The organism is Telluria sp. Soil_C_11 (assembly GCF_057657395.1).
Map to the genome: position 1 here is coordinate 88,483 of NZ_JBDGIN010000004.1, position 23,412 is coordinate 111,894.

21 protein-coding genes are annotated in these 23,412 nt (G+C 65.3%); 14 read left to right on the forward strand and 7 right to left on the reverse strand.

Going from position 1 to position 23,412, the window contains the following annotated elements; genetic code table 11:
- Positions 1-159: 159 nt before the first annotated feature.
- The 3 genes from AC3A6M_RS08395 to AC3A6M_RS08405 all read left to right on the forward strand — a co-directional run bounded on the left by AC3A6M_RS08395 (position 160) and on the right by AC3A6M_RS08405 (position 3,614).
- On the forward strand, positions 160-2,526 hold the full coding sequence (locus tag AC3A6M_RS08395) for a Tex family protein (protein ID WP_487852267.1): 2,367 nt from the start codon (positions 160-162) through the stop codon (positions 2,524-2,526).
- Positions 2,527-2,710: 184 nt separating this feature from the next.
- Positions 2,711-3,028 (forward strand): Grx4 family monothiol glutaredoxin, encoded by a 318-nt coding sequence (gene grxD, locus AC3A6M_RS08400; RefSeq protein WP_487852268.1) that lies wholly within the window; start codon positions 2,711-2,713, stop codon positions 3,026-3,028.
- Positions 3,021-3,614, forward strand: coding sequence for a UbiX family flavin prenyltransferase (locus tag AC3A6M_RS08405; protein ID WP_487852269.1), 594 nt, complete (start codon positions 3,021-3,023; stop codon positions 3,612-3,614). Before grxD ends, AC3A6M_RS08405 begins: the two co-directional genes overlap by 8 nt.
- Here AC3A6M_RS08405 and AC3A6M_RS08410 read toward each other — a convergent pair.
- The 3 genes from AC3A6M_RS08410 to AC3A6M_RS08420 all read right to left on the reverse strand — a co-directional run bounded on the left by AC3A6M_RS08410 (position 3,611) and on the right by AC3A6M_RS08420 (position 5,709).
- A complete protein-coding gene (locus AC3A6M_RS08410) occupies positions 3,611-3,784 on the reverse strand; it encodes a hypothetical protein (protein WP_487852270.1) in 174 nt (57 codons plus the stop codon). The genes AC3A6M_RS08405 and AC3A6M_RS08410 overlap by 4 nt on opposite strands.
- A 181-nt stretch (positions 3,785-3,965) precedes the next feature.
- Complete coding sequence (locus AC3A6M_RS08415; protein WP_487852271.1) at positions 3,966-4,376, reverse strand: hypothetical protein; 411 nt, start codon at positions 4,374-4,376, stop codon at positions 3,966-3,968.
- A gap of 280 nt (positions 4,377-4,656) precedes the next feature.
- Complete coding sequence (locus tag AC3A6M_RS08420) at positions 4,657-5,709, reverse strand: MBL fold metallo-hydrolase (RefSeq protein ID WP_487852272.1); 1,053 nt, start codon at positions 5,707-5,709, stop codon at positions 4,657-4,659.
- A gap of 152 nt (positions 5,710-5,861) precedes the next feature.
- On the opposite strand from AC3A6M_RS08420, the gene AC3A6M_RS08425 reads away from it, so the two are divergent.
- The 7 genes from AC3A6M_RS08425 (at position 5,862) to AC3A6M_RS08455 (ending at position 13,347) form a co-directional block, all read left to right on the forward strand.
- Positions 5,862-6,287: a MerR family transcriptional regulator gene (locus AC3A6M_RS08425; RefSeq protein WP_487852273.1), complete on the forward strand. Its 426-nt coding sequence runs from the start codon at positions 5,862-5,864 to the stop codon at positions 6,285-6,287.
- A gap of 242 nt (positions 6,288-6,529) precedes the next feature.
- Entirely contained in the window at positions 6,530-7,714 is a 1,185-nt protein-coding gene (locus AC3A6M_RS08430; RefSeq protein ID WP_487852274.1) for an isovaleryl-CoA dehydrogenase, read from the forward strand.
- A gap of 126 nt (positions 7,715-7,840) precedes the next feature.
- Entirely contained in the window at positions 7,841-9,679 is a 1,839-nt protein-coding gene (gene aceK / locus AC3A6M_RS08435; RefSeq protein ID WP_487852275.1) for a bifunctional isocitrate dehydrogenase kinase/phosphatase, read from the forward strand.
- Positions 9,672-10,871, forward strand: coding sequence for an acetyl-CoA C-acetyltransferase (locus tag AC3A6M_RS08440; RefSeq protein WP_487852276.1), 1,200 nt, complete (start codon positions 9,672-9,674; stop codon positions 10,869-10,871). The genes aceK and AC3A6M_RS08440 overlap by 8 nt, the downstream gene beginning before the upstream one ends.
- Positions 10,872-10,980: 109 nt before the next feature.
- Positions 10,981-11,649 (forward strand): SDR family oxidoreductase, encoded by a 669-nt coding sequence (locus tag AC3A6M_RS08445; RefSeq protein ID WP_487852277.1) that lies wholly within the window; start codon positions 10,981-10,983, stop codon positions 11,647-11,649.
- A gap of 37 nt (positions 11,650-11,686) precedes the next feature.
- The gene (locus AC3A6M_RS08450) at positions 11,687-12,814 is read left to right on the forward strand and encodes an acyl-CoA dehydrogenase family protein (RefSeq protein ID WP_487852278.1); all 1,128 of its coding nucleotides are present in this window, start codon (positions 11,687-11,689) and stop codon (positions 12,812-12,814) included.
- Entirely contained in the window at positions 12,814-13,347 is a 534-nt protein-coding gene (locus AC3A6M_RS08455) for an N-acetyltransferase family protein (RefSeq protein ID WP_487852279.1), read from the forward strand. The genes AC3A6M_RS08450 and AC3A6M_RS08455 overlap by 1 nt, the downstream gene beginning before the upstream one ends.
- Position 13,348: 1 nt before the next feature.
- Here the strand turns inward: AC3A6M_RS08455 and AC3A6M_RS08460 are convergent, their stop codons facing one another.
- Positions 13,349-14,365: a zinc-binding alcohol dehydrogenase family protein gene (locus AC3A6M_RS08460; RefSeq protein ID WP_487852280.1), complete on the reverse strand. Its 1,017-nt coding sequence runs from the start codon at positions 14,363-14,365 to the stop codon at positions 13,349-13,351.
- 101 nt (positions 14,366-14,466) lie between these two features.
- Here AC3A6M_RS08460 and AC3A6M_RS08465 point away from each other — a divergent pair, with 101 nt between their 5' ends.
- Both AC3A6M_RS08465 and AC3A6M_RS08470 read left to right on the forward strand, forming a co-directional pair.
- Positions 14,467-15,375 (forward strand): LysR family transcriptional regulator, encoded by a 909-nt coding sequence (locus AC3A6M_RS08465; RefSeq protein ID WP_487852281.1) that lies wholly within the window; start codon positions 14,467-14,469, stop codon positions 15,373-15,375.
- 72 nt (positions 15,376-15,447) lie between these two features.
- Positions 15,448-15,987: a PaaI family thioesterase gene (locus tag AC3A6M_RS08470; RefSeq protein WP_487852282.1), complete on the forward strand. Its 540-nt coding sequence runs from the start codon at positions 15,448-15,450 to the stop codon at positions 15,985-15,987.
- A 9-nt stretch (positions 15,988-15,996) separates the two neighbouring features.
- On the opposite strand, the gene AC3A6M_RS08475 is transcribed toward AC3A6M_RS08470, so the two are convergent.
- Entirely contained in the window at positions 15,997-16,953 is a 957-nt protein-coding gene (locus AC3A6M_RS08475; RefSeq protein WP_487852283.1) for a S66 peptidase family protein, read from the reverse strand.
- On the opposite strand from AC3A6M_RS08475, the gene AC3A6M_RS08480 reads away from it, so the two are divergent.
- Positions 16,952-17,098: a hypothetical protein gene (locus AC3A6M_RS08480; protein WP_487852284.1), complete on the forward strand. Its 147-nt coding sequence runs from the start codon at positions 16,952-16,954 to the stop codon at positions 17,096-17,098. The genes AC3A6M_RS08475 and AC3A6M_RS08480 overlap by 2 nt on opposite strands.
- Positions 17,099-17,161: 63 nt before the next feature.
- Here AC3A6M_RS08480 and AC3A6M_RS08485 read toward each other — a convergent pair whose 3' ends face one another.
- Positions 17,162-20,014: a TonB-dependent receptor domain-containing protein gene (locus tag AC3A6M_RS08485; protein WP_487852285.1), complete on the reverse strand. Its 2,853-nt coding sequence runs from the start codon at positions 20,012-20,014 to the stop codon at positions 17,162-17,164.
- A 183-nt stretch (positions 20,015-20,197) separates the two neighbouring features.
- Entirely contained in the window at positions 20,198-21,988 is a 1,791-nt protein-coding gene (locus AC3A6M_RS08490; protein ID WP_487852286.1) for an ABC transporter substrate-binding protein, read from the reverse strand.
- Between the two features lie 167 nt (positions 21,989-22,155).
- Here AC3A6M_RS08490 and AC3A6M_RS08495 point away from each other — a divergent pair, with 167 nt between their 5' ends.
- Positions 22,156-23,394 (forward strand): nucleoside recognition domain-containing protein, encoded by a 1,239-nt coding sequence (locus AC3A6M_RS08495; protein ID WP_487852287.1) that lies wholly within the window; start codon positions 22,156-22,158, stop codon positions 23,392-23,394.
- The last annotated feature ends 18 nt before the right edge of the window (positions 23,395-23,412 follow it).

Consider the following 23,412-nt stretch of genomic DNA (forward strand, 5'->3'; position numbering starts at 1 on the left):
GCGCCTTTGCACCACCCCCACACGAACGAGCACGGCCAATATGCGTGGACCACGTGCGGCGCCCACGGTTCCGCACGCATGTTCGGATTGCGCTGTCAAGACTGGCGGTTCCGGGGAGTTTGCGTATCATTGCCCGCCTGACCCACGGATTTGAGCACCATGCTGCCTTCGATCGAACAACGCCTCGCCCAAGAACTGTCCGCCAAACCGGTCCAGGTGGCCGCCGCCGTCGCCCTCCTCGACGAGGGTGCGACCGTGCCTTTCATCGCCCGCTACCGCAAGGAAGCGACCGGCGGCCTGGACGACACCCAGCTGCGCCTGCTGGAAGAACGCCTGCGCTACCTGCGCGAGCTGGAAGAGCGCCGCGCCGCGGTGATCGCCTCGATCACCGAGCAGAACAAGATGACGCCGGAGCTGCTGCAGGCGATCTCGCTGGCGGAGGACAAGACCCGCCTCGAAGACCTGTACCTGCCGTATAAACAGAAGCGCCGCACCAAGGCCCAGATCGCGATCGAGGCCGGCCTGGCGCCGCTGGCGGAGTCGCTGCTGGGCGATCCGTCGCAGAATCCGGAAGAAGTGGCCGCGCAATACCTGCGCGAAGCCTTCACCAATGCCGACGGCGTGAACAACCCGGGCGTGGCCGACACCAAGGCGGCGCTGGACGGCGCGCGCCAGATCCTGATGGAACGCTTCGCCGAGGATGCGGAACTGCTGCAGTCGCTGCGCGAATACGTGCAGGAACATGGCGTGGTCGAATCGAAGGTAGTCGAGGGCAAGCAGGAGGAAGGCGAGAAGTTCGCCGACTACTTCGATTATTCGGAGCCGCTGGGGAGCGTACCCTCGCACCGCGCGCTGGCGCTGATGCGCGGCCGCCGCGAAGGGATCCTGGACGTGACCCTGCGCCTCGACACCGAGGAAGAAAAGCCGAAGTGGGACGCCCCGCACAACCCCTGCGAAAGCCGGATCGCGGCGCGCTTCGGCATCAAGGGCGCGGGCCGCCCGGCCGACAAATGGCTGCTCGACACCGCGCGCTGGACCTGGCGCGTGAAAAGCTTCATGTACATCGAGACCGAGCTGATGGGGCTGCTGCGCGAAAAGGCGGAAACCGATGCGATCCACGTCTTTGCGCGCAACCTGAAGGACCTGCTGCTGGCCGCCCCGGCCGGCCCGCGCGCCACCATGGGCCTGGACCCGGGCCTGCGCACCGGCGTGAAAGTGGCCGTGGTCGACGCGACCGGCAAGGTGGTCGACACCGCCACCATCTACCCGCACGCCCCGCGCAACGACTGGGACGGTGCCCTGCACGTGCTGGGCCAGCTGGCGGCGAAGCACGATGTGTCCCTGATCTCGATCGGCAACGGCACCGCCTCGCGCGAGACCGATAAACTGGCCCAGGACCTGATCAAGCAGAGGCCCGAGCTCAAGCTCACGAAGATCGTCGTGTCGGAAGCAGGCGCATCGGTCTACTCGGCCTCCGAATTCGCCTCGCGCGAGCTGCCGGACCTCGACGTCTCGATCCGTGGCGCCGTCTCGATCGCGCGCCGCCTGCAGGATCCGCTGGCGGAACTGGTCAAAATCGACCCGAAATCGATCGGCGTCGGCCAGTACCAGCACGACGTATCGCAGACCCAGCTGGCGCGCCAGCTCGACGCCGTGGTCGAGGATTGCGTGAACGCGGTCGGCGTGGACGTCAACACGGCCTCGGCGCCGCTGCTGGCGCGCGTGTCGGGCCTGTCCGCCAGCGTGGCCCAGAGCATCGTCAGCTACCGCGACATGAAAGGCGCCTTCGCCTCGCGCGCGGCGCTGAAGAACGTGCCGCGCCTGGGCGATAAAACCTTCGAGCTGGCGGCCGGCTTCCTGCGCGTCATGAACGGCGACAATCCGCTGGATGCGTCTGCGGTGCACCCGGAATCGTATCCGGTGGTCGAAAAGATCCTGGCCGACATCAAGCGCGACATCAAGAGCGTGATCGGCGACGGCTCGCTGGTGAAGACCCTGAACCCGGCGAAATACGCGGACGAGAAATTCGGCGTGCCGACCGTGAGCGACATCCTGAAGGAACTGGAAAAGCCGGGCCGCGACCCGCGTCCGGAATTCACCACCGCCACCTTCAAGGAAGGCGTGGAAGAGATCTCGGACCTGCGCCCGGACATGATCCTGGAAGGCGTCGTGACCAACGTCGCGGCCTTCGGCGCCTTCGTCGACATCGGCGTGCACCAGGACGGCCTGGTGCATATCTCGGCGCTGTCGAACACCTTCGTCAAGGATCCGCACACGGTGGTGAAGGCCGGCCAGGTGGTCAAGGTGAAAGTGCTGGAAGTCGACGTCAAGCGCAAGCGCATCGCGCTGACCATGCGCCTGTCCGACAGCGCGCCGCAGGCCGGTTCGCAGCCGCAGCAACGCGGCGACCGCGACGACCGCAAGCGCCTCGCCGATCACCAAAACAGGCACCAGCAGCGCCAGGAACGCTCGGCGGCCCCGAGCGGCGGGGCGATGGCGGCGGCGTTTGCCAAGCTGAAGAAGTAAGCGGACCAGCCGTCGTTCCGCGATTTACCCCGTCGTCCCCGCGAAGGCGGGGATCCAGGTTTGCCAGCGTTCCGGTAACTCAAGCAAAAATTGGGTCTCCGCCTCCGCGGGGACGACGGCGTATATTCAGGTTTTCTTATAAAATGGCCGCATTCACCCCATTTCTCACCGAAGGCAGAACCAAATGAGCGACGTACAAAACTGGATCAAAGAAACCGTGACCAACACGCCCGTCGTGCTGTTCATGAAGGGCACCGCCCAGTTCCCGCAATGCGGCTTTTCCGGCCGCGCCATCCAGATCCTGAAGGCCTGCGGCGTCGATAACATCGCCACCGTGAACGTGCTGGACGATGCGGAAGTGCGCCAGGGCATCAAGGAATTCTCGAACTGGCCGACCATCCCGCAGCTGTATGTGAACGGCGAATTCGTCGGCGGCTCGGACATCATGACGGAAATGTACGAATCCGGCGAACTGCAAACCTTATTGAAGAAGAATGGCTGATCCCCGGCCCCGCCGGATCGTCGTCGCCATCACCGGCGCGACCGGCGCGGTCTACGGCGTGCGGCTGCTCGAGCGGCTGCGCGCCTGTCCCGGCGTCGAGACCCACCTGGTCATTTCCGACGCCGCTTCCCTCACCCTGCACCAGGAAGTCGGCCTGCAACGGCGCGACGTGGAAGCGCTCGCCCATGTGGTGCACAAGAACCGGGAAATCGGCGCTTCCATCGCCAGCGGCTCGTTCCAGACCGACGGCATGGTGATCGCTCCCTGTTCGATGAAATCGCTGGCGGCGGTCGCGCACGGGATATCGGACAACCTGATCGCACGCGCGGCCGACGTGATCCTGAAGGAACGCCGGCGCCTGGTGCTGATGGTGCGCGAGACGCCGTTCAACCTGGCGCACCTGCGCAATATGACGGCCGTCACCGAGATGGGCGGCATCGTGTTTCCGCCGCTGCCGAGCTTCTACAACAATCCGGCCAGCATCGACGAGATGGTCGACCACACGGTCGCCCGCGTCATCGACCTGCTGGGGATAGACAACGACCTGGCCCCGCGCTGGGGCGGCATGAAAGACGACCGCGCTTAACTTCGGTCGCCGTACGACTCCTGCTCGGCCTTCCTTGCTTCTCTTGCGTCTTCGATTTTCCTGCGTTGCTCATTACGCTTGCGCATGATTTCTGCATGTTGCGTCGCCGTCATTGGCGGCGCGGTCATGAGATCCTTCAACTGCGCGGTATTGCTGTAGTTATTAATCATGAGGGCACTGCATCCTTATATGACCGATAACGCTGGCGGGCGCCAGTAGCGCTATAGATTATGCGCGAGACTCGGCCGTTTGTGCCGTCCCGTTGAATAAAAATTGCAGTGGAGAATAAACGCGTAGCGGCCCACCCGGGGCAGGATCCCCGGAATGGGCCGTCGTCGTAGGGGGCGAAGCTTACTTCGGCTGGTGGTTCATGCGCACCAGCATGCGGATGAACTCGCGCGCCAGCTGCTTGTGGTGCTCGTCCAGGCGCTGCAGGTCGGCGATCAGCTTGACGTCGGCCGATTCGAAACGCGCCGAGGCGTCGGCGGCGTCACCGCTGGCCGGCGTATTTTCGGTACCGCCGAAGCGCAGCCAGTCGGCCGGCACGCCCAGCCATTGAGCGATCATGCGCAGCTTTTCCTGGGTCGGAATGGCTTCGCCAACCAGCCACTTGCGGGCGGCGTGGACCGTGATCGGGCGGCCTTCGAAACGAATGTTAAATTCGCGCGCCAGCCGCGTCGGGCTGTCCGGCGAGTAGTGGGCATTCTTCAGGGCTTGCTGCAGACGCTCGCTGAAGCTTTCCCGCTCGTTGGTCGAATTCATCGGTGGCACTAATGGTTCATGCAGGGCTGTCATGGTTTCTCCATGGTTCAGACCTTATGTAACAACTAGAAAGTCTGAAAGTAACAAACATGTGAGTATTGACCGATTCTCACAGTGCTGTCCAGCAATTCTAGTGCTTTTTGCCAAGAGAATAGGTTAGTGTGAAAAATATCCTACAGGAAAAAGCAAACGTTTGCTCGTGTAAATTGAACCGTGCAAACGAAAACAGGCGACCTCATGGTCGCCTGTTACCCTTAAGCAATGTGAGAAAGTGCTGAAATTACGCGCGTTTGAAGCGGATTACGCCGTCATCACCGGTTACACGGTCGAGGATACCGTCGTACCAGAGCTGATGCAGATGGGCCAGCGCCTCGCCGAGCGCGAAGCTGAGCTGGTGGGCGTCGAGCTGGCGGCGGAACATCAGCGGGACAATGTCAACTGCGGAGCGCGCTACGCTGCAGGCCTCGCGCACCTCGTCCAGGCGGGCGGCGTGGTGCGCGCGCAACTGTTCGATGCGCACGTGCAGGCCGCGGAAAGGCTTGCCGTGCGAAGGCAATACCAGGGTGTCTTCCGGCAGGCCGGCGAATTTACCCAGCGAGTCGAGATACTGGGCGAGAGGGTTGCCTTCGGGCTCGACCGCGAACACGGAAACGTTGGTGGAGATACGCGGCAGCACCATGTCGCCGGAAATCAGCAGCCTGCCCTCCTCCGCATACAGCGACACGTGCTCCGGCGAGTGGCCGATGCCCGTGATCACGCGCCACATACGGCCGCCGATCCTGACGTGCTGGCCGTCCTGCAGCCGGGTATAGGCCGGCGGTACGGCGGGCACCAGCGACGGGTAGTAATTGCGGCGGCCCTGCATCTGCTCGAGCATGCCCCTGTCGACCAGGCCATGGCGCTGGAAGTGCGGGATCGCCGACGGCCCGTCCACGCCCGGCAGCGCGGCCGCCATCATGCGCGCGAAGCCGAACTCGGCGGCGCTGGTCCAGAACGGCGCCTGGAAACGCTCGCACAGCCAGCCGGACAGGCCGACGTGGTCCGGGTGGCAATGCGTCGCGAACACGCGCAGCAGCGGTCCGCCATCCATCGCGCCGGCGATGACCTGCTCCCAGGCGGCGCGGGTGGCATCGGTGCCGGCGCCGCAATCGACCAGCGCGTAGCCCTTCCTGTCTTCGACCTCGTCGTCCAGCAGCCACAGGTTGATGTGGTCGAGGGCGAAGGGCAGCGGCATGCGCAACCAGCGCAGCCCGGGCGCGAGCGCGTGCACCGTGCCGGGCGTGGGAATGTCGTCACCGAAGGGATAGGCCAGCTGGGATTCGAGAGGGTTCATGCCGAGAATCTTTCGTAACAGGAGGACGCTGCGCGCTACAATGCAATCCACATTGACGTTGACGTAAACGGAAATACAGGCGCAGACTTCGATTCTATGCGATTCCGCCGGATGCTTCCGGACCCCGCCACTTTTCGACCTTGCAGAACAATATGGCCACCACCTACACCATCGCCGAACTGGCGCGCGAATTCGACATCACCGCCCGCGCCATCCGCTTCTACGAAGACCAGGGGCTGCTCAGCCCGATGCGCGAGGGCCAGGGCGGCCGCAACCGCGTCTACACCCCGCGCGACCGCACGCGCCTGAAGCTGACCCTGCGCGGCAAGCGCCTGGGCCTGACCTTGTCGGAGATCAAGAGCATCATCGACATGTACGAAACGCCGAAGGACACCGTGGCCCAGATCAACCGCTTCCTCGGCGTGTTGTCCCACCAGCGCGACACCCTCGAGCAGCAGCGCGCCGACATCGAGATGTCGCTGGCCGAGATCGCCGTGCACGAGGAGGAATGCCGCAGATTGCTGGCCGAGGCCGGCGATGGGGAACTGGCGCAGCCGCAGGAGCGGGACGCGGCGTAAGTACGCACTTACCCACATCGGCGTTTCTACCCACAATCTCGTCGTTCCCGCGAAGGCGGGAATCCAAGTTTGGATGCGTTGCGCCAGCTCACGCAAAGCTTGGGTTCCCGCCTGCGCGGGAACGACGTGTTCAATTGCGGGGACAACGTTCTTCTAGTTGACGTTTACGTTAACGTCACTCCGCGCTATCATCCCACCTGACCATCCCGCCATAACGACATACGAGACAACGAGAGGACGACATGCTGCATCTTCCAGGCCTGACCTTTGACCATGGCGAAGACATCGCCGCGCTGCGCGAAGCGGTGCAACAGTTCGCGGCAAGCGAAATCGCGCCGCGCGCGGCCGAGATCGACCGCACCGACCAGTTCCCGATGGACCTGTGGAAGAAGATGGGCGAACTCGGCCTGCTGGGCATCACCGTCGGCGAGGAATACGGCGGCGCCAACATGGGCTACCTGGCCCACATCGTCGCGATGGAAGAAATCTCGCGCGCCTCGGCCTCGGTCGGCCTGTCCTACGGCGCCCACTCGAACCTGTGCGTGAACCAGATCAAGCGCAACGGCAACGAAGAGCAGAAGCGCAAGTACCTGCCCAAGCTGATCTCGGGCGAGCACGTCGGCGCGCTGGCCATGTCCGAGCCGAACGCCGGTTCCGACGTCGTCAGCATGAAGCTGCGCGCCGAGCTGAAGGGCGACCGCTACGTCCTGAACGGCACCAAGATGTGGATCACCAACGGCCCGGACGCCGACACCCTGGTGGTCTACGCCAAGACCGACATCGAGGCCGGCCCGCGCGGCATGACCGCTTTCCTGATCGAGAAGGGTTTCAAGGGCTTCTCGATCGCGCAGAAGCTGGACAAGCTGGGCATGCGCGGCTCGCACACGGGCGAACTGGTGTTCCAGGATTGCGAAGTGCCGGTCGAAAACGTGCTGGGCGGCGTGGGTAAAGGCGTGAACGTGCTGATGTCGGGCCTGGACTTCGAGCGCACCGTGCTGTCCGGCGGCCCGCTGGGCATCATGTCGGCCTGCATGGACGTGGTCGTCCCCTACATCCACGAGCGCAAGCAGTTCGGCCAGGCGATCGGCGAGTTCCAGCTCATGCAGGGCAAGATCGCCGACATGTATTCGACCATGATGGCCTGCCGCGCCTACGTGTACGCAGTGGGCCAGGCCTGCGACCGCGCCGACAACCCGGCCGCCGTGCGCGCCCTGCGCAAGGACGCCGCCGGCGCCATCCTGTACAGCGCCGAAAAGGCGACCTGGATGGCCGGCGAAGCAATCCAGACCCTGGGCGGCAACGGCTACATCAACGAGTACCCGGTCGGCCGCCTGTGGCGCGACGCCAAGCTGTACGAGATCGGCGCCGGCACCAGCGAAATCCGCCGCATGCTGATCGGGCGCGAGCTGTTTGGCGAGACGGCGTAAAGGCTCCATGAACCGTCGTCCCCGCCTGCGCTGGGACGACGATAACAGTAGAAATACTGGCCCCCTCCCAGCCCCAAAACAGCAGCATTACAATATCCGCTCCCCCTCCACCGCGCGAGACCAACGATGACCCAGGCAAGTTTCCCCAAACTGCTCTCGTCGCAGATCGCCTTCGACATCGCGCGCACCATGCTGGACGGGTTCGATCGCCACTACTCGCTGTTCCGCCAGGCCAGCCAGGCGGCCAAGACTTACTTTGAACAGGCCGACTGGGCCACCGCCCAGCGCGCCGCGCGCGAGCGCATCGATTTCTACGACAAGCGCGTGCAGGAATGCGTGCAGATCCTCGAAGCCGGGTACGCGCCCGAGGAGCTCAACGACGCGACTTGGCGCGAGGTCAAGCTCCATTTCATCGGGTTACTGAGCGGCCTGCACACCGGCCACAAGCGCCCGGAACTGGCCGAGAGCTTTTTTAACTCCGTCAGCTGCCACATCCTGCACCGCAGCTACTACCGCAACGATTTCATTTTCGTGCGCCCGGCCGTCTCGACCGAGTACATCGAGACCGAGGAGCCGCAGCCGACCTACCGCGTCTACTACCCGCAAGCGGACGGCCTGCGCTTCGCCTTGCGCCGCATCGTCACCAACTTCCAGCTGGCCTGTCCGTTCGCCGACCTCGACCGCGACGTCGCACTGGTGGAGCAGCGCCTGGTCGAGAAGTTCGGGCTGGACCAGGCCGAGCCGAACCAGCAGCTGCAGGTGCTCTCCAGCCTGTTCTTCCGCAACAAGGGCGCCTACATCGTCGGCCGCGCCATCAACGGCGCCCGCGAATACCCGTTCGTGGTGCCGGTGCTGCACCAGCGCCGCGGCCAGCTGGTGCTGGACACCGTGCTCACCGAGCCCGAGCAGATACTGACCCTGTTCTCGTTCACGCGCGCCTACTTCATGGTCGACATGGAAGTGCCCTCGGCCTATGTGCAGTTCCTGCGCAGCCTGATGCCGAAGAAGCCGAGAAGCGAGATCTACACGGTGCTCGGCCTGCAGAAACAGGGCAAGACGCTGTTCTACCGCGACTTCCTGCAGCACCTGAAGCACAGCTCGGACGAGTTCCGCATCGCCCCCGGCATCCCCGGCCTGGTGATGCTGGTGTTCGAGCTGCCCTCCTTCCCCTACGTGTTCAAGGCGATCAAGGATTTCTATCCGCCGCCGAAGGACACGACGCGCGCCCAGATCAAGGAAAAATACCTGCTGGTGAAGCACCACGACCGCGTGGGCCGCATGGCCGACACCCTCGAGTATTCCGACGTCGCCTTCCCGCTGGCGCGCTTCTCGGAAGACCTGCTGGCTGCGCTGCGCCGCGACGCGCCTTCGCTGGTCGAGATCGAGGGCGACCGCGTGATCGTCAAGCACCTGTACATCGAGCGCCGCATGGTGCCGCTGAACCTGTGGCTGAGCGACGCGCAGCAGGCCGGCGACAGCGCCCGCCTCGCGCATGGCGTGATCGAGTACGGGAATGCGATCCGCGACCTGGTCGCGGCGAATATTTTTCCAGGCGATATGCTGTACAAGAATTTCGGCATGACGGGGCAAAATCTGCGCCACGGCCGCGTCGTGTTCTACGACTACGACGAGATCGAGTACCTCACCGACTGCCAGTTCCGCGACATCCCGGCCGCGCGCAACGAGGAGGACGAGATGGCGGCCGAGCCCTGGTACCCGATCGGCAAACACGACGTCTTCCCCGAGCAGTTCGAACGCTTCCTGCTCGGGAATCCGGCGATCCGGGCCATCTTCATGCAGCACCATGCCGAGCTGCTCACGTGCGCGTGGTGGCAGTCGCACAAGGAACGCATCCAGGCGGGCATCGTCGAGGACGTGTTCCCGTATCCGCAGCAGATCCGTTTTCACCAACCCAATCCGGCGGCCAGTCCGCAACCTTCCACTTTGGAGCTTACAAATGAATGATCCAGTCGTTATCGTCGGCGCAGCCCGTACCCCGATGGGCGCCTTCCAGGGCGACTTCTCCTCGAAGACCGCCAGCGACCTGGGCGCGGTGGCCATCAAGGCCGCCGTCGAGCGCGCCGGCGTCGACCCCGAGAAGGTCGAACACGTCTACTTCGGCAACTGCCTGATGGCCGGCCAGGGCCAGGCCCCGGCGCGCCAGGCGCTGATCAAGGCCGGCCTGCCGCTGTCCACCGGCGCCGTGACCCTGTCCAAGATGTGCGGCTCGGCGATGCAGGCCGCGATCTTCGGCTACGACGCGCTCAAGGCCGGCAGCGCCGACATTATCGTCGCCGGCGGCATGGAGTCGATGACCAACGCCCCCTACCTGATCCCGAAAGCCCGCGGCGGCTACCGCATCGGCCACGGCGTCATGTTCGACCACATGATGCTGGACGGCCTGGAAGACGCCTACTCGCGCAACGAGAAAACCGGCGAAGGCCGTTCGATGGGCACCTTCGCCGAAGAGTGCGTGGCCACTTACCAGTTCACCCGCGAAGAGCAGGACAACTTCGCGATCGAATCCGTCAAGCGCGCACAGGCCGCCAACAACGACGGCAGCTTCGCCTGGGAAGTCGCGCCGGTCACCGTGGCGAATCGCCTGGGCGAGCAGGTCATCGAGAAGGACGAAGGCCCGCTGAAGGCCAAGGTCGACAAGATCCCGTCGCTCAAGCCGGCCTTCAAGAAGGACGGCACCGTGACCGCCGCCTCGTCCTCGTCGATCAACGACGGCGCCGCCGCGCTGGTCATGATGCGCGAATCGACTGCGAAAGAACTGGGCCTGACCCCGATCGCCCGCATCGTCGGCCACGCCACCCACGCGCAGGAGCCGAACCTGTTCACCACCGCGCCGATCGGCTCGATGCAGAAGCTGTTCAAGAAGACCGGCTGGAAGGCCAGCGACGTCGACCTCTTCGAGATCAACGAAGCCTTCGCCGCGGTGCCGATGGCCGCCATGCGCGACCTCGACATCCCGCACAGCAAGGTCAACATCCACGGCGGCGCCTGCGCCCTGGGCCACCCGATCGGCGCCTCCGGCGCGCGCATCATCGTCACCCTGCTGGGCGCGCTGAAGAAGACCGGCGGCAAGCGCGGCGTGGCTTCGCTGTGCATCGGCGGCGGCGAAGCGACCGCGATGGCGATCGAGATGGTGTAAGCAGGACGCGGCATGCCGTGGTAGGGTGGGCATCCCATGCCCACGCGGATGCCGGCAATACGCAAACGTCACGCGTGGGCACGGGGTGCCCACCCTACAGGAGATTAATATGTCCACAGCCCTCATCATCGGCGCCTCGCGCGGTATCGGCCTTGAAATGGTGCGCCAGTACCGCGCCGACGGCTGGCGCGTGATCGCCACCGCCCGCAAGCCGGCCGACTGCGACGCCCTGCGCCAGCTGGGCGCCGAAGCCCACCAGCTCGACGTGACGAATGCCGAAGCGATCGGTGGCCTGGGCTGGAAACTGGACGACGAGAAGATCGACCACGCCTGGCTGGTGGCCGGCGTGTATGGCCCGCGCCACGACGGCTTCCCGACCCAGCAGGACTTCGACGCCGTCATGCACACCAACGTGCTGGCGGCGATGCGCCTGCTGCCCATCGTCGGCCCGCTGGTGGCGAACGCGCGCGGCAAGCTGGCGGTGATTTCCTCGCGCATGGGCTCGATCGGCGAACGCAGCAGCGCCTCGGGCTCGCTGTACCGCGCCAGCAAGGCGGCGCTGAATTCGGTGCTGAAGGACGCAGCCCTGACCTGGGGGCCGCAAGGCGTCACCTGCCTGACCTTCCACCCGGGCTGGGTGCAGACCGATATGGGCGGCGCCGGCGCCCCGCTCAGCGTCGAAGACAGCGTGCGCACGCTGCGCGCGACCCTGGCCGGCGCCGACAAGTCGCACAACGGCGCCTTCCTGAACCACGACGGCACACCGATCGCGTGGTGAGCCATCACTGAATAACGATAACGACACACGAGACAAGATGATCTTAAGCGAAGAACACCAGATGATCCGCGACGCCCTGCGCAGCTTTTCGCAGGAGCGCCTGGCCCCGAACGCAGCGCGCTGGGACCGCGAGCAGCATTTCCCGAAGGACGAGCTGAGGGAACTGGCCCGGCTGGGCGCCTTCGGCGTCGCGGTGCCGGAGCAGTACGGCGGCGCGGGCCTCGACTACGTGTCGCTGGCCCTGGTGCTGGAAGAGATCGCGGCCGGCGACGGCGGCACCTCGACCATCATCTCGGTGAACAACTGCCCGGTATGCTCGATCGCCATGATGTACGCGAACGAGGCGCAGAAAGAAAAGTGGCTGCGCCCGCTGGCGCAAGGCGAGATGCTGGGCGCCTTCGCCCTCACCGAGCCGCACACCGGCAGCGATGCCGCCGCCCTGCGCACCACGGCCACCCGCGATGGCGACCACTACGTCATCAACGGCACCAAGCAGTTCATCACCAGCGGCAAGAACGGCGACGTGGCCATCGTCATGGCGGTCACCGACAAGGCCGCCGGCAAGAAGGGCATCAGCGCTTTCTGGGTACCGACCGATACGCCCGGCTACATCGTCGCCGGCATCGAGCACAAGATGGGCCAGCATTCATCCGACACGGCGCAGATCGTGTTCGGCAACTGCCGCGTCCCGGCCGAGAACCTGATCGGCGAAGAGGGGCAAGGCTACAAGATCGCCCTCTCCGGCCTGGAGGGCGGCCGCATCGGCATCGCCTCGCAATCGGTCGGCATGGCGCGCGCGGCCTTCGAAGCGGCGCTGGCCTATTCGAAGGAACGCGAGAGCTTCGGCACCGCGATCTTCGACCACCAGGCCGTGCAGTTCCGCCTGGCCGAGATGGCGATGCAGATCGAGGCCGCGCGCCAGCTGATCCTGCACGCCGCGTCGATGAAGGACGCCGGCGTGCCCTGCCTGAAGGAAGCGGCGATGGCCAAGCTGTTCGCCTCCGAGATGGCCGAGCGCGTGGTCTCCAGCGCCATGCAGGTATTCGGCGGCTACGGCTACGTGGCCGACTTCCCGGTCGAGCGCATCTACCGCGACGTGCGCGTGTGCCAGATCTACGAGGGCACCAGCGACATCCAGAAGATCCTGATCGCGCGGGCGCTGTGATGATCCGGCCGGCGGATGCGGCCGATTTGCCGGCCTTCTTCGTCTACCTGGACGACCACCTGCGCGACAACGGCAGGGACGGCGCCCCGCTGTTCCAGCCGCTGTCGCGCGCGCAGTCGCAACTGCCGCCCGGCCTGAAGGTGTCCTTCATCGAGGGCCTGGCGATCCCGGTCGGCGAAGCCGGCTGGCGCCGCCTGTGGCTGGCCCTCGATGCGCGCGGCTCGATCGCCGGCCATATCGACCTGCGTGCGCGCCCCGAGCCCCTGGCAAGGCACCGCGCGATGCTGGGGATGGGCGTGCACCGGGCCTGGCGCCGCCGCGGCCTGGGCGCGCGACTGCTCGGCGCCGCGCTGGACTGGGCGCGCTCGCAGTCTGGCCTGGCCTGGGTCGACCTCGAAGTCCTGTCGGCAAACCTGCCCGCCGTCGAACTTTATTTGCGCGCGGGCTTCACGATGACGGCGCGGATCGAGGACATGCTGCGGATCGACGGCGTGCGCCATGACCTGAGCTACATGCGCCTCAGGCTGCGCTGAATCAGAACCCCTCCAGCACGATCTTCCCGCGCGCCTTGTTCGACTCGATCAGCGCATGCGCCCGCCGCAGGTTCTCCGCATCGATGCGCCCGAAGTGTTCGTTGGCGGTGGTGCGGATCGTCCCCGCATCGACCAGCTCCGCCAGCCGGTCCAGGATGCGGTGCTGCTCGATCATGTCGGCCGTGTTGAACAGCGAGCGCGTGAACATCAGCTCCCAGTGCAACGACACCGCCTTGCGCTTGAACTTCATGATGTCGATCGGCGTCGTGGGGTCGTCGATCAGGCTGTACTTGCCCTGCGGCGCGATGGCTTCGACGACCTGGTCGAAGTGCAGGTCGCTATGGGTCAGGCTGGTCACGTAATCCGGCGCAGGCAGGCCGGCGGCGGCGATTTCCGCGGCCAGCGGCTTGCCGTGGTCGATCACGTGGTGGGCGCCGAGTTCGCGCACCCAGTCGCGGGTTTCGGGACGGGACGCCGTGCCGATGATGGTCAACCGGGTCAGCTGGCGCGCCAGCTGCACCAGGATCGAGCCGACGCCGCCGGCCGCGCCGATCACCAGCAGGGTCTTGCCCTTGCCGCTGTCGTCCTGCGGCACCTGCAGGCGGTCGAACAGCATCTCCCAGGCCGTCAGGCCGGTCAGCGGCAGCGCCGCGGCGGCGCCGAAATCGAGCGAGGCCGGCATGCGGCCGACGATGCGCTCGTCGACCAGCTGCAGCTCGCTGTTGCTGCCGGCGCGGGCGATCGAGCCGGCGTACCAGACGCGGTCGCCCGGCTTGAACAGGGTGACGTCCGGGCCGACCGCCTTCACGACGCCGGTCGCATCCCAGCCCAGCACCTTCCATTCGCCGGCTTCCGGTTTCGCGCTTTTCCGCACCTTGGTGTCGACCGGGTTGACCGACACCGCGCGCACCTCGACCAGCAGGTCGCGGCCGGCGGCGACCGGGTCGGGCAGCGTGATGTCGACCAGCGACTCCGGCTGGTCGATGGGCAGGTTGTTCTGGTATCCGATGGCTTTCATGCTCAGGCTCCTGTTGTGATGAACGATGCGATGGATGCCATTCTGGCCAGTCCGGGCTTTTTGATAAACTGGGCAATCCCGAAATCACTTTCAATATTCTTTTGAAGATCCGCAACCTGCAGGACCTGGAAACTTTCGTCGCCACCGCCGAACGGGGCAGCCTGTCCGCAGCTGCGCGCCTGCTGGACACCTCGCCGGCCGCCGCCAGCGCCAGCCTGAAGCGCCTGGAGTCGGACCTTGGCGCGGCGCTGTTCATCCGCAGCACGCGCAGCATGCGCCTGACCCTGGCGGGCGAACGCCTGCTGGCGCGCAGCAAGGCGCTGCTCGACGGCCTGCGCGAAGCGGAAGACGAGGTGCGGGCCGGGCAGGACGCGGTCGAAGGCCAGCTGCAGATCTCGATGCCGTCCGACCTCGGGCGCCACGTGGTGCTGCCCTGGCTGAACGACTTCCAGGCGCGCTATCCGGGCGTGAAGCTGCGCCTGCAGCTGACCGACCGCCTCGCCAACATCTACCGCGAGCCGGTCGACATCGCGCTGCGCTTCGGCGTGCCGCCCGAGTCCAGCATGGTGGCGCTGCCGCTGCTGGAAGAGAACCGCCGCGTGCTGTGCGCCGCGCCCGCCTACCTGGCGCGGCGCGGCGTGCCGGCCTCGCCGCGCGAGCTGGAAGCGCACAACTGCCTGTGCTTCATGCTGGACGAAACCGTCAACGACCGCTGGCGCTTCCGCAAGGGAGAGGAAGAGCTGGAAGTGCTGGTGCAGGGCGACCGCGTGGCCGACGATTCCGAAGTCGTGCGGCGCTGGGCGCTGGCGGGAATGGGTATCTGCTACCGCTCGCGCATCGACGTGCATGCGGACCTGGCCAGCGGCCGCCTGCGCCTGATCCTGCCCGAGTGGGAAGGCGTCAACGCGCCCTTGACCATGCTGGTGGCGAACCGCAAGCAGGTCTCGCCGGCGGTGCGGGTGCTGAGGGAGTTCCTGCTGAGCCGCTGCCGGGCCTTGCTGGGCGCCTGAAGGAAACCGGGGCCTCGCCAGCAGACTTCGCGACGGCAGTGCAGAATGCTTGTTCCAACATGAGGAGGCAGGATGGACGCACAGGCGACGATGGAACAATGGCAGCGGCAACTGGACGAGGTCCGCGCGCGCGCAACGGAAAATGGCGCCCGGGCCGGCGTGGTGCCGTTCGAACAGGCACGCGGGATGCACGGGCTGGACATCATGCAGGCGCTGCTGGAAGGCCGCTTTCCGTATCCGCCGATCGCCGAGACGCTCGACTTCCATCTCATCGAAGTCAGCCGCGGCCAGGCCACTTTCCAGGGCACGCCGCAGCAGAAGCACCTGAACCCGATGGGCACCGTGCATGGCGGCTGGTACGCCACCCTGCTCGACTCCGCGGTCGGCTGCGCGGTGCAGACCATGCTGGCGCCGGGCCAGGGCTACACGACGGCGGAGCTGAGCGTGAACCTGGTGCGCGGCGCGCGCCTGGACGGCGGACCGCTGCGCGCGATCGGCACGGTCCTGCATTGCGGCCGCCAGCTGGCCACCGCCGAGGGGAAGATCGTCGACGTGCAGGGCAGGCTGATCGCGCACGCGACCACCACCTGCCTCGTGTTCGACGCCCGCTGAAGACCGGCGTCAGCTGACCGCCGGCTCCAGCAGGGTCACGGTCTGCGCCTGCGTGTCGAGCGTGGCGCGCACGCCGACCGGGATCGTGAACTGGTTGCGGATGTGGCCGAAGGAGTAGCCGCTCACCGCCGGCACGTGCAGGGGCTGCAGGTGCACGTCGAGCGTCTCGTCCAGCGTGAGCGAGGAGCCTGTTCCTTGCGGTCCGCAGTTCTCGCAGATGCCGACCATGACGCCGGCCGCCTTGTCCAGGCCACAAGCCAGGTCGAGCTGGGTCATCCAGCGGTCGATCCGGTAGGGCTCCTCGTTCACTTCCTCGATGAACAGCAGGCTATCCCTGAAATCGGCCGCATAGGGCGTGCCGGCCAGCGCGCTCACCAGCGACAGGTTGCCGCCCATGAGCGGGCCGGTGGCCCTGCCCCCGTGCACGGTGCGGATCGCGTACTGCGGTTCGGTCAAGGCGTGGCGCGCGTTCTCGGCCGCCATCGGGATCGTGTAGGTGGGGCGTGGATCGGTCAGCACGGCCAGCATGTGCTCGTTCGAATATTCCGACGGCGTGCTCGACGCCACCGGGCCGTGGAAGGTCACCAGGCCGGCGTGGCGGTGGATGGCGAGATGCAGGGCCGTGATGTCGGAATAGCCGAGCAGGACCTTCGGGTGCTTGCGGATCAGCGCGAAGTCCAGGTGCTTGAGCAGCGAGATGCAGCCGGAACCGCCGCGGATCGCCCAGATGGCCTTGACTTCCGGGTCGCGGAACATGCCGTGCAGGTCGGCGATGCGGGCCGCGACGGTGCCGCCGTAATTGCCCCAGACCTCGCGCAGGTAGTTGCCCGGCTTGACGCGGAAGCCCAGCGCTTCGATGTTCTTGACCGCCTTCTGGATCGCGGCGTCGCTGGTGTAGCCGCCGGGCGCGATCAGGCCGACCAGGTCGCCCTGTTTCAGGCGCGGAGGTTTGATCAGGTGTTTCATGGGAGTGGAGCGTCGGTGTAGGGGTGCTGCGTGGCTGGCGAACGATGCCGGCAACAGCAGCGAGGCGGCCGCCAGCTTTCCGAAACCGCGCCTGCTGATCCTGCTGGTGCTCGACATGTCAGGTAGCGTCCAGGCTAGACAATGAAAAACGGCCCGTGGGCCGGGGAGACGCGCTCCCCGGTCGACGGGCCGATGCCGATGATAGCGATCAGAAGAACTTGTAGCTCGCCGTCAGGGTGAAGGAACGGCCACGCGGGTCGGCGACGCGCGGTTCCCAGGTGCTGCCCGCACCCGAGCTGCTGTCGTAGGTGATCGCGAACGGCGGATCCTTGTCGAACAGGTTCTTGATGCCGGCCGTGATGGTCGTGTTCTTCACACCGGTGTAGTTCACGCTGGCGTTGAAGATCGAGTAGGCCTTGACGTCCGGATTCCAGTCCGGCGGGGTCACCACGCCGTTGGCCACGCCTGGCAGCACCTGGTCCTTGTAGCCCGCGCGGTAGACGTTCTGCAGCATGCCGCTCCAGTCGCCCTGCTTGTAGGTCACGTAGGCGGTGTGCTTCCACTTCAGGCCGAGATCGCCGGTGAAGGTAAAGCGGCCGACTTCGCTTTCGCCGAAGGCCGCGTTCTCGGTGGCGCGCGACTTCTTCTCCAGCAGGCGGGTGCCGTCGATGCCGGCGGTCCAGGTGCCAGCGCCCAGCTTGCCGTTGGTGCGGGCGCCCAGTTCCAGGCCACGGGTGATGCGCTCGCCCGCGTTGACCCAGCGCTGGTCGATCACGACCAGGTTGCCGGCCGCGTCACGCAGGAACTGGTCCTTGAAGATGTTGTAGTTCGCGATCATCGTCTGCGACGAGAACGAATCGATCGTGTGTTCCTTGCGGATCTCCCACAGGTCGGCATTCAGCGACAGGTTGTTCAGCGGTTCCCACACGACGCCGATGTTGGCCTGCTTGGCGGTCTCCGGGCCCAGGTTGGCCTTGCCGCCGGTCCAGACCACCGGGGTCACGGCTTCGCAGCCCGGCTTGGTGCTGTCGACCTTGCCGCCGGCGCACTTGGCCGGATCGACCAGGTCCTTGCCGGAGTACTGGGTCTCGGTGACGCCGTTGAACAGCTGGTTGAACGACGGTGCGCGGAAGCCGGTGTTGTACGAACCGCGGAACATCAGCGAAGCCAGCGGCTGGTAGCGGAACGAGACCTTCGGGTTGAAGGTGCTGCCGAAGCCCGAGTAATGGTCTTCACGGCCGGCGAAGTTCAGCTCGAGCGCCTTGGTGACCGGGACGATGAACTCGAAGTAGACCGCCTTGATGTCGCGGTGGACCTTGTCCAGTGCGTTCTGGTCGTCGAACGGCGCGTTCAGGATCGCCGGACGGGCGGCCGCGGCGCGCAGGTCGCCGTTGAACTTGTACTCTTCGCGGCGCAGGTCGGTGCCGATGGCGGCCATCACGGAACCGGCCGGCAGCTTGAAGACCTCGCCCGAGAGCGCAGCGTCGGCCTGGGTCAGGATGGTCTTGCCGCCGTACAGGACGACGCCTTCGGCCGAGGTGCTGTTGATCAGGTCGATCGCGGCCTGGCTCTGCTTTTCACCCGGCAGCAGGAACGGGTTGATGATGCCGGTGCCCAGGGCCTTGGCCAGGGCGGCGGTGTAGTTGTAGCCCTTGCCCAGGCGCGATTCGGATTCGCTGGAGGCGCGCGACACGCCGACGCGGTAGTCGAAGGTGCGGCCGAACAGGGTCAGCGGACCGTCGGCGCCCAGCTGGATGCGGCTGGCCGTGCTCTCGGTCGCGATCTCGCGGTTGCCGCACTCCATGCAGCGCCAGCGGTAGGCGATCGGCGCGCCATAGTTGGCGGCGATGCTCGGGAACACCTTGACCAGCTCGTTGTACACCATGTTATAGGCGGAGCCGGTGCTCGGGTAGAACGAGCTGTACGGGAAGTTGGTGGTCGACGGCGAAATCTGGTTCGGCGAGAAGCTCTTGCGCGATTCCACTTTCGAACCGACCAGTTCCGCGAACAGCTGGTGCTCGCCGACCTGGAAGGTAGCGCGCGCCAGGCCGTTGTTGTTGGTCACCGGCTGCTGCAGGACGGCCGCACGGCCCGTGTCCCATGCGCAGCCATACGCGGCGCCCGGGGTATCCCACAGTTTTTCATCGTAGGCGGCCATGCCGTCGATGCTGTTGCAGCCCTTGCCGCCCGGCAGGTCGAGCACGCTGATGCCGTTGTACAGCTGGGTGCCGGTCGCGGCCGCCACACCGCTGGCGTTCGAGCCCAGCAGGGTCTTGCCGTACGAGGTCGGCGACACGCCGAACACGTTCGCGAACGGCGCGCCGCGGGTGTCGACCGACACGCCACGGTTCGGCTGGAAGGTGTTGACGAAATCGCGCTGGTTGCCTTTCAGGGCGTTGTTCTCGCGGCGCGAACCGGCCACCAGGACGTTGAAGCCGTCCTTGTCGAGGTCGCCCCAGCCGCCGGTCACCGACACGCGGGCGATGTTCGCGCCGCCGTGCTGGGTCGCGTCTTCGAAGGCTTCGGCTTCGAGGCCGTGGTAATTCTTCTTGGTGATGAAGTTGATCACGCCGCCGATCGCGTCGGTACCGTAGATCGCGGAAGCGCCGTCCTTCAGCACTTCGACGCGCTCCACCGCAGCCATCGGGATCGAGTTCAGGTCGACGGCCGAACCCTTCATGCCGTAGGTCGCCACGCGGCGGCCGTTCAGCAGGACCAGGGTCGAGTCGGCGCCCTGGCCGCGCAGGTTGGCGCTCGAGGCGCCGTTGTTGCCGCGCTGGGCGCCGGAGGTCACGTCGGCGTTCGAAGCCAGGTTGTCGGAACCGTTGCCGTTGACGTTCAGGTTGGCGATCAGCTGCTCGGCGGTGACGATGCCCTGCTCCTGCAGCTGCTTGCGGCTGATGATTTCCAGCGGCAGTGCACCTTCCTTGGCAATGCGCTTGATGCTGCTACCGGTGATTTCGACGCGTTGGATCGGTTTGTCCGCCTGCACATCCTGTGCGATGGCCGGGCTGACGACGCCGATCAGGGCAATCATCTGTGCTAACTTCTTTAACTTCACGCGTCTCTCCTTGGGTATAGCTGCGACATTGTCTTCGGGATGTTTGTAACTGCTAGTAATGTCTTTGCATTACGTTATTGTGATTTCGAGGGTACGCGGACGTATTTGCGCGTTCCAATGAAAAATCCGGAGCCGAGTATAACTACAAGGAATGTTTAACTACGGAAAATCTCGCGAAAACTATCATTTCCCTTGGGTAGCGCGTGCCCTTTGCGCAACATCGACATCCAGATAACGCCATTGCGTGAATTCCACGGGGTGGCGTTTGTAGTTTTTCAACCACGGTTGGCGGATGTCGGCCGACAGCACATGGGTCAGCGGCACCCAGGGGTTATAGGCGTGGATCAGCTGGTTCATCTCGAAATACAGCTTCTGGCGCGCCAAGCCGTCGTGCAGGGCGCGCGCCTGTTCGTAGCGTTCGTTATAGGCCGGCAGGTTGAAGCGGGCGTAGTTCGCGCGGCCGGCGTTGGGGCCGTACAGCAGCTGGTAAAAATTGTCGCCGTCGGGGAAGTCGGCCACCCAGTTGCTCTCGAACATTTGCACCTTGCCGAGGCGCGACGCCTTGATGATCTCTGGCTTCTTGTCCGACTTGAACACCACGCGCAGGCCGATCGCGTTCAGGCACTTCCGCCACAGTTCGTCGCGCAGGCGCCCGCCGACCGTGGCTTCGCTGCTCATCACCAGGGTCAGCGGCTCGCCGTTCGGCTGGCGCCGAAATCCGTCCGGATCGCGCTTGCCGTAGCCGTAGCGGTCCAGCAGGGCATTCGCCAGCGCCGGATCGTAGGCCACCGGGCTGCGGTAGTCCGGGTCGTAGCCCAGCACGCCGGCCGGCAGCGGTGAATCCGCCTTCATCGCAAAGCCCTTCTTCAGCAGGGCGATGTCCTCGGCGTTGTTATAACTTAAAGAAATGGCCCGGCGCAGGGCGATCCTGTCCTTCGTGTAGCCGCCGATGACCGGGTCCTGCATGTTCATCCACATGTAGTAGGTCTGCAGCACCGGGAAGCGGTACAGCTGCATGCCGCGCGCGGCCAGTTCGGGCTTCAGCTTGCCGTCCCGGATGACCATGTCGGTCATCGATTCCGGCACCTGCTCGAGGTAATCGTATTCGCCGTTCAGGAAGCCCAGCATGCGGCCCTGGAATTCCTCGGCAATCTTGACCTCGACACGGTCGACGCGCGGCAGGCGCTGGCCTTCCAGCGCGGCCGCCAGGGCCTTGTCCTCGGCCGTGTTCAGGGGGCCGAGGCTGGCGTGGAACACGGCGCTGGATGCCGGGTTTTTCAGCAGCACGATGCGGTCGCTGTGCTTCCAGTCGCCGATCATGAAGGGCCCGGTGCCGACCGGGTGGTTGCCGGCCTGCCCCGGATAGGCCTCGATCACCTCGCGCGCCACCACCGAGGCCGCCGGCATCGCCATGTAGAACAGGAAATTGTTGTCGGGCTCCTTCAGGCGGATGCGCAGCGTGTAGCGGTCGACCGCCTGCAGGCCGGGGATCTCGGTGGCGTAGCTGAAATTCTTCTTCAGCGCTTCGTCGCCGACCAGCTTGCCGTCGAAGATGTAGCCGAAGGGCGAATGCAGGCCCGGGTCGTACAGGCGCTTGAAGCTGTACACATAGTCCTGGGCCGTGACTTCTCGCTTCTTGTCCTTGAAGGCGGGATCGGGCGTGAAATAGATCCCGGGACGGATCTTGAAGGTATAGCTGCGGCCGCCATCCTCGACGGCCGGCAAGCCGGTGGCGGTATTTCCCTGCAATGCCACGGGCCGCGCCAGGTAGTCGTAGCGCAACAGCGGATCGAACAGGTTTTCCAGCAGCGACAGCGTGGCCAGGTCGGAGCCGAGCGCCGGATCGAGGCCGGCTTCGCTGGTCGACAGGAACATGTGCAGCACCTTCGGCTGATCGGCGGGCTGCGCGGCCCGGGCAGGCAGGTGCAGCAGGGAGAAGGCCAGCGCGGCGGCGGCGAGAGTACGGAGTTTCATCCTTCCATCATAGGCCGAGCGCTTAGCCGCAGGCAATACGCGAAAAGGAGACATAACTTTTTCACATAGCCCAGGCGCATTCTTTCATCATGGCAGCTTGCACTGCGCCTATACTCTCCGCTGCACAATCGAGCGCACGCTCGCGCTTGGTAGAACGACTACATCACATGGCTCTGAATTACATCTGGATCGGTTTTTTCCTGGTTGGCTTCGTTGCGGCGCTGGCTCAGTGGATCTTTCTCGGGGATACCGAGATCTTCAAGCGCATCATCGACGGCACCTTCGATTCCGCCAAGATGGGCGTGATGGACATCGCCCTGCCGCTGGCCGGCGTGATGACCTTGTGGCTGGGGATCATGAACATCGGCGAAAAGGCCGGGGCGATCGGCTGGCTGGCGAAAGTCATCTCTCCCTTCTTCTCGCGCATCTTCCCGGACGTGCCGAAGGACCACCCGGCCACCGGCCACATGGTGATGAATTTTTCCGCCAACCTGCTGGGCCTGGACAATGCGGCAACCCCCTTCGGCCTGAAGGCGATGGAAAGCCTGCAGACCCTGAACCCGCAAAAGGACACGGCCAGCAACGCCCAGATCATGTTCCTGGTGCTGCATACCTCGGGCCTGACCCTGATTCCGCTGGCGATCATGGCCCAACGCGCCATCCTCGGGGCGAAAGACCCGTCGGACATCTTCATCCCCTGCATGATCGCGACCTATGTCGCCACCGTCACCGGCATCATCGCGGTGTCGATCCGCCAGCGCATCAACCTGCTCAACGGCGTCGTCCTGGGCTGGCTGGGCGGCATGACGGCCGCGATCGTGGCCTTCATCTGGTACATCACGACCTACCTCAGCAAGCCGGAAATCGAGACCTTCTCCAAGGTCGCCAGCAACCTGATCCTGTTCTCGATCATCGTCGTCTTCATCGTCGGCGCGCTGCGCAAGGGCGTCAACGTGTACGAGAGCTTCATCGAAGGCGCCAAGGGCGGCATCCAGACCTCGCTGACCATCATCCCCTACCTGGTCGGGATGCTGGTGGCGATCTCGGTGATCCGCAATTCCGGCGTGCTGGGCTATATCGTGCAGGGCCTGGAGTGGCTGATCCGCCTGGCGGGCCTGGACACCGCCTTCACCCCGGCGCTGCCGACCGCGCTGATGAAGCCGCTGTCCGGCAGCGGTTCGAAGGCCATGATGATCGACGCCATGAAGACCTATGGCGTGGATTCCTTCGTCGGACGCCTGGCCTGCATCTTCCAGGGCTCGGCCGACACCACTTTCTACATCGTCGCCCTGTACTTCGGTTCGGTCGGCGTGCGCAAGACCCGTTACGCCATTTCCTGCGGCCTGATCGCGGACCTGGCCGGCATCATCGCCGCCATCTCGGTGGCCTACGTGTTCTTCGGATAATTTTTAGAAAAGGACCAG

Bases quoted from the DNA above. Each gene is read 5' to 3' on its own strand.
- AC3A6M_RS08395 (WP_487852267.1), top strand. From the start codon at position 160: ATGCTGCCTTCGATCGAACAACGCCTCGCCCAAGAACTGTCCGCCAAA.
- grxD (WP_487852268.1), top strand. From the start codon at position 2,711: ATGAGCGACGTACAAAACTGGATCAAAGAAACCGTGACCAACACGCCC.
- AC3A6M_RS08405 (WP_487852269.1), top strand. From the start codon at position 3,021: ATGGCTGATCCCCGGCCCCGCCGGATCGTCGTCGCCATCACCGGCGCG.
- AC3A6M_RS08410 (WP_487852270.1), bottom strand. From the start codon at position 3,784: ATGATTAATAACTACAGCAATACCGCGCAGTTGAAGGATCTCATGACC.
- AC3A6M_RS08415 (WP_487852271.1), bottom strand. From the start codon at position 4,376: ATGAATTCGACCAACGAGCGGGAAAGCTTCAGCGAGCGTCTGCAGCAA.
- AC3A6M_RS08420 (WP_487852272.1), bottom strand. From the start codon at position 5,709: ATGAACCCTCTCGAATCCCAGCTGGCCTATCCCTTCGGTGACGACATT.
- AC3A6M_RS08425 (WP_487852273.1), top strand. From the start codon at position 5,862: ATGGCCACCACCTACACCATCGCCGAACTGGCGCGCGAATTCGACATC.
- AC3A6M_RS08430 (WP_487852274.1), top strand. From the start codon at position 6,530: ATGCTGCATCTTCCAGGCCTGACCTTTGACCATGGCGAAGACATCGCC.
- aceK (WP_487852275.1), top strand. From the start codon at position 7,841: ATGACCCAGGCAAGTTTCCCCAAACTGCTCTCGTCGCAGATCGCCTTC.
- AC3A6M_RS08440 (WP_487852276.1), top strand. From the start codon at position 9,672: ATGAATGATCCAGTCGTTATCGTCGGCGCAGCCCGTACCCCGATGGGC.
- AC3A6M_RS08445 (WP_487852277.1), top strand. From the start codon at position 10,981: ATGTCCACAGCCCTCATCATCGGCGCCTCGCGCGGTATCGGCCTTGAA.
- AC3A6M_RS08450 (WP_487852278.1), top strand. From the start codon at position 11,687: ATGATCTTAAGCGAAGAACACCAGATGATCCGCGACGCCCTGCGCAGC.
- AC3A6M_RS08455 (WP_487852279.1), top strand. From the start codon at position 12,814: ATGATCCGGCCGGCGGATGCGGCCGATTTGCCGGCCTTCTTCGTCTAC.
- AC3A6M_RS08460 (WP_487852280.1), bottom strand. From the start codon at position 14,365: ATGAAAGCCATCGGATACCAGAACAACCTGCCCATCGACCAGCCGGAG.
- AC3A6M_RS08470 (WP_487852282.1), top strand. From the start codon at position 15,448: ATGGACGCACAGGCGACGATGGAACAATGGCAGCGGCAACTGGACGAG.
- AC3A6M_RS08480 (WP_487852284.1), top strand. From the start codon at position 16,952: ATGGGAGTGGAGCGTCGGTGTAGGGGTGCTGCGTGGCTGGCGAACGAT.
- AC3A6M_RS08475 (WP_487852283.1), bottom strand. From the start codon at position 16,953: ATGAAACACCTGATCAAACCTCCGCGCCTGAAACAGGGCGACCTGGTC.
- AC3A6M_RS08490 (WP_487852286.1), bottom strand. From the start codon at position 21,988: ATGAAACTCCGTACTCTCGCCGCCGCCGCGCTGGCCTTCTCCCTGCTG.
- AC3A6M_RS08495 (WP_487852287.1), top strand. From the start codon at position 22,156: ATGGCTCTGAATTACATCTGGATCGGTTTTTTCCTGGTTGGCTTCGTT.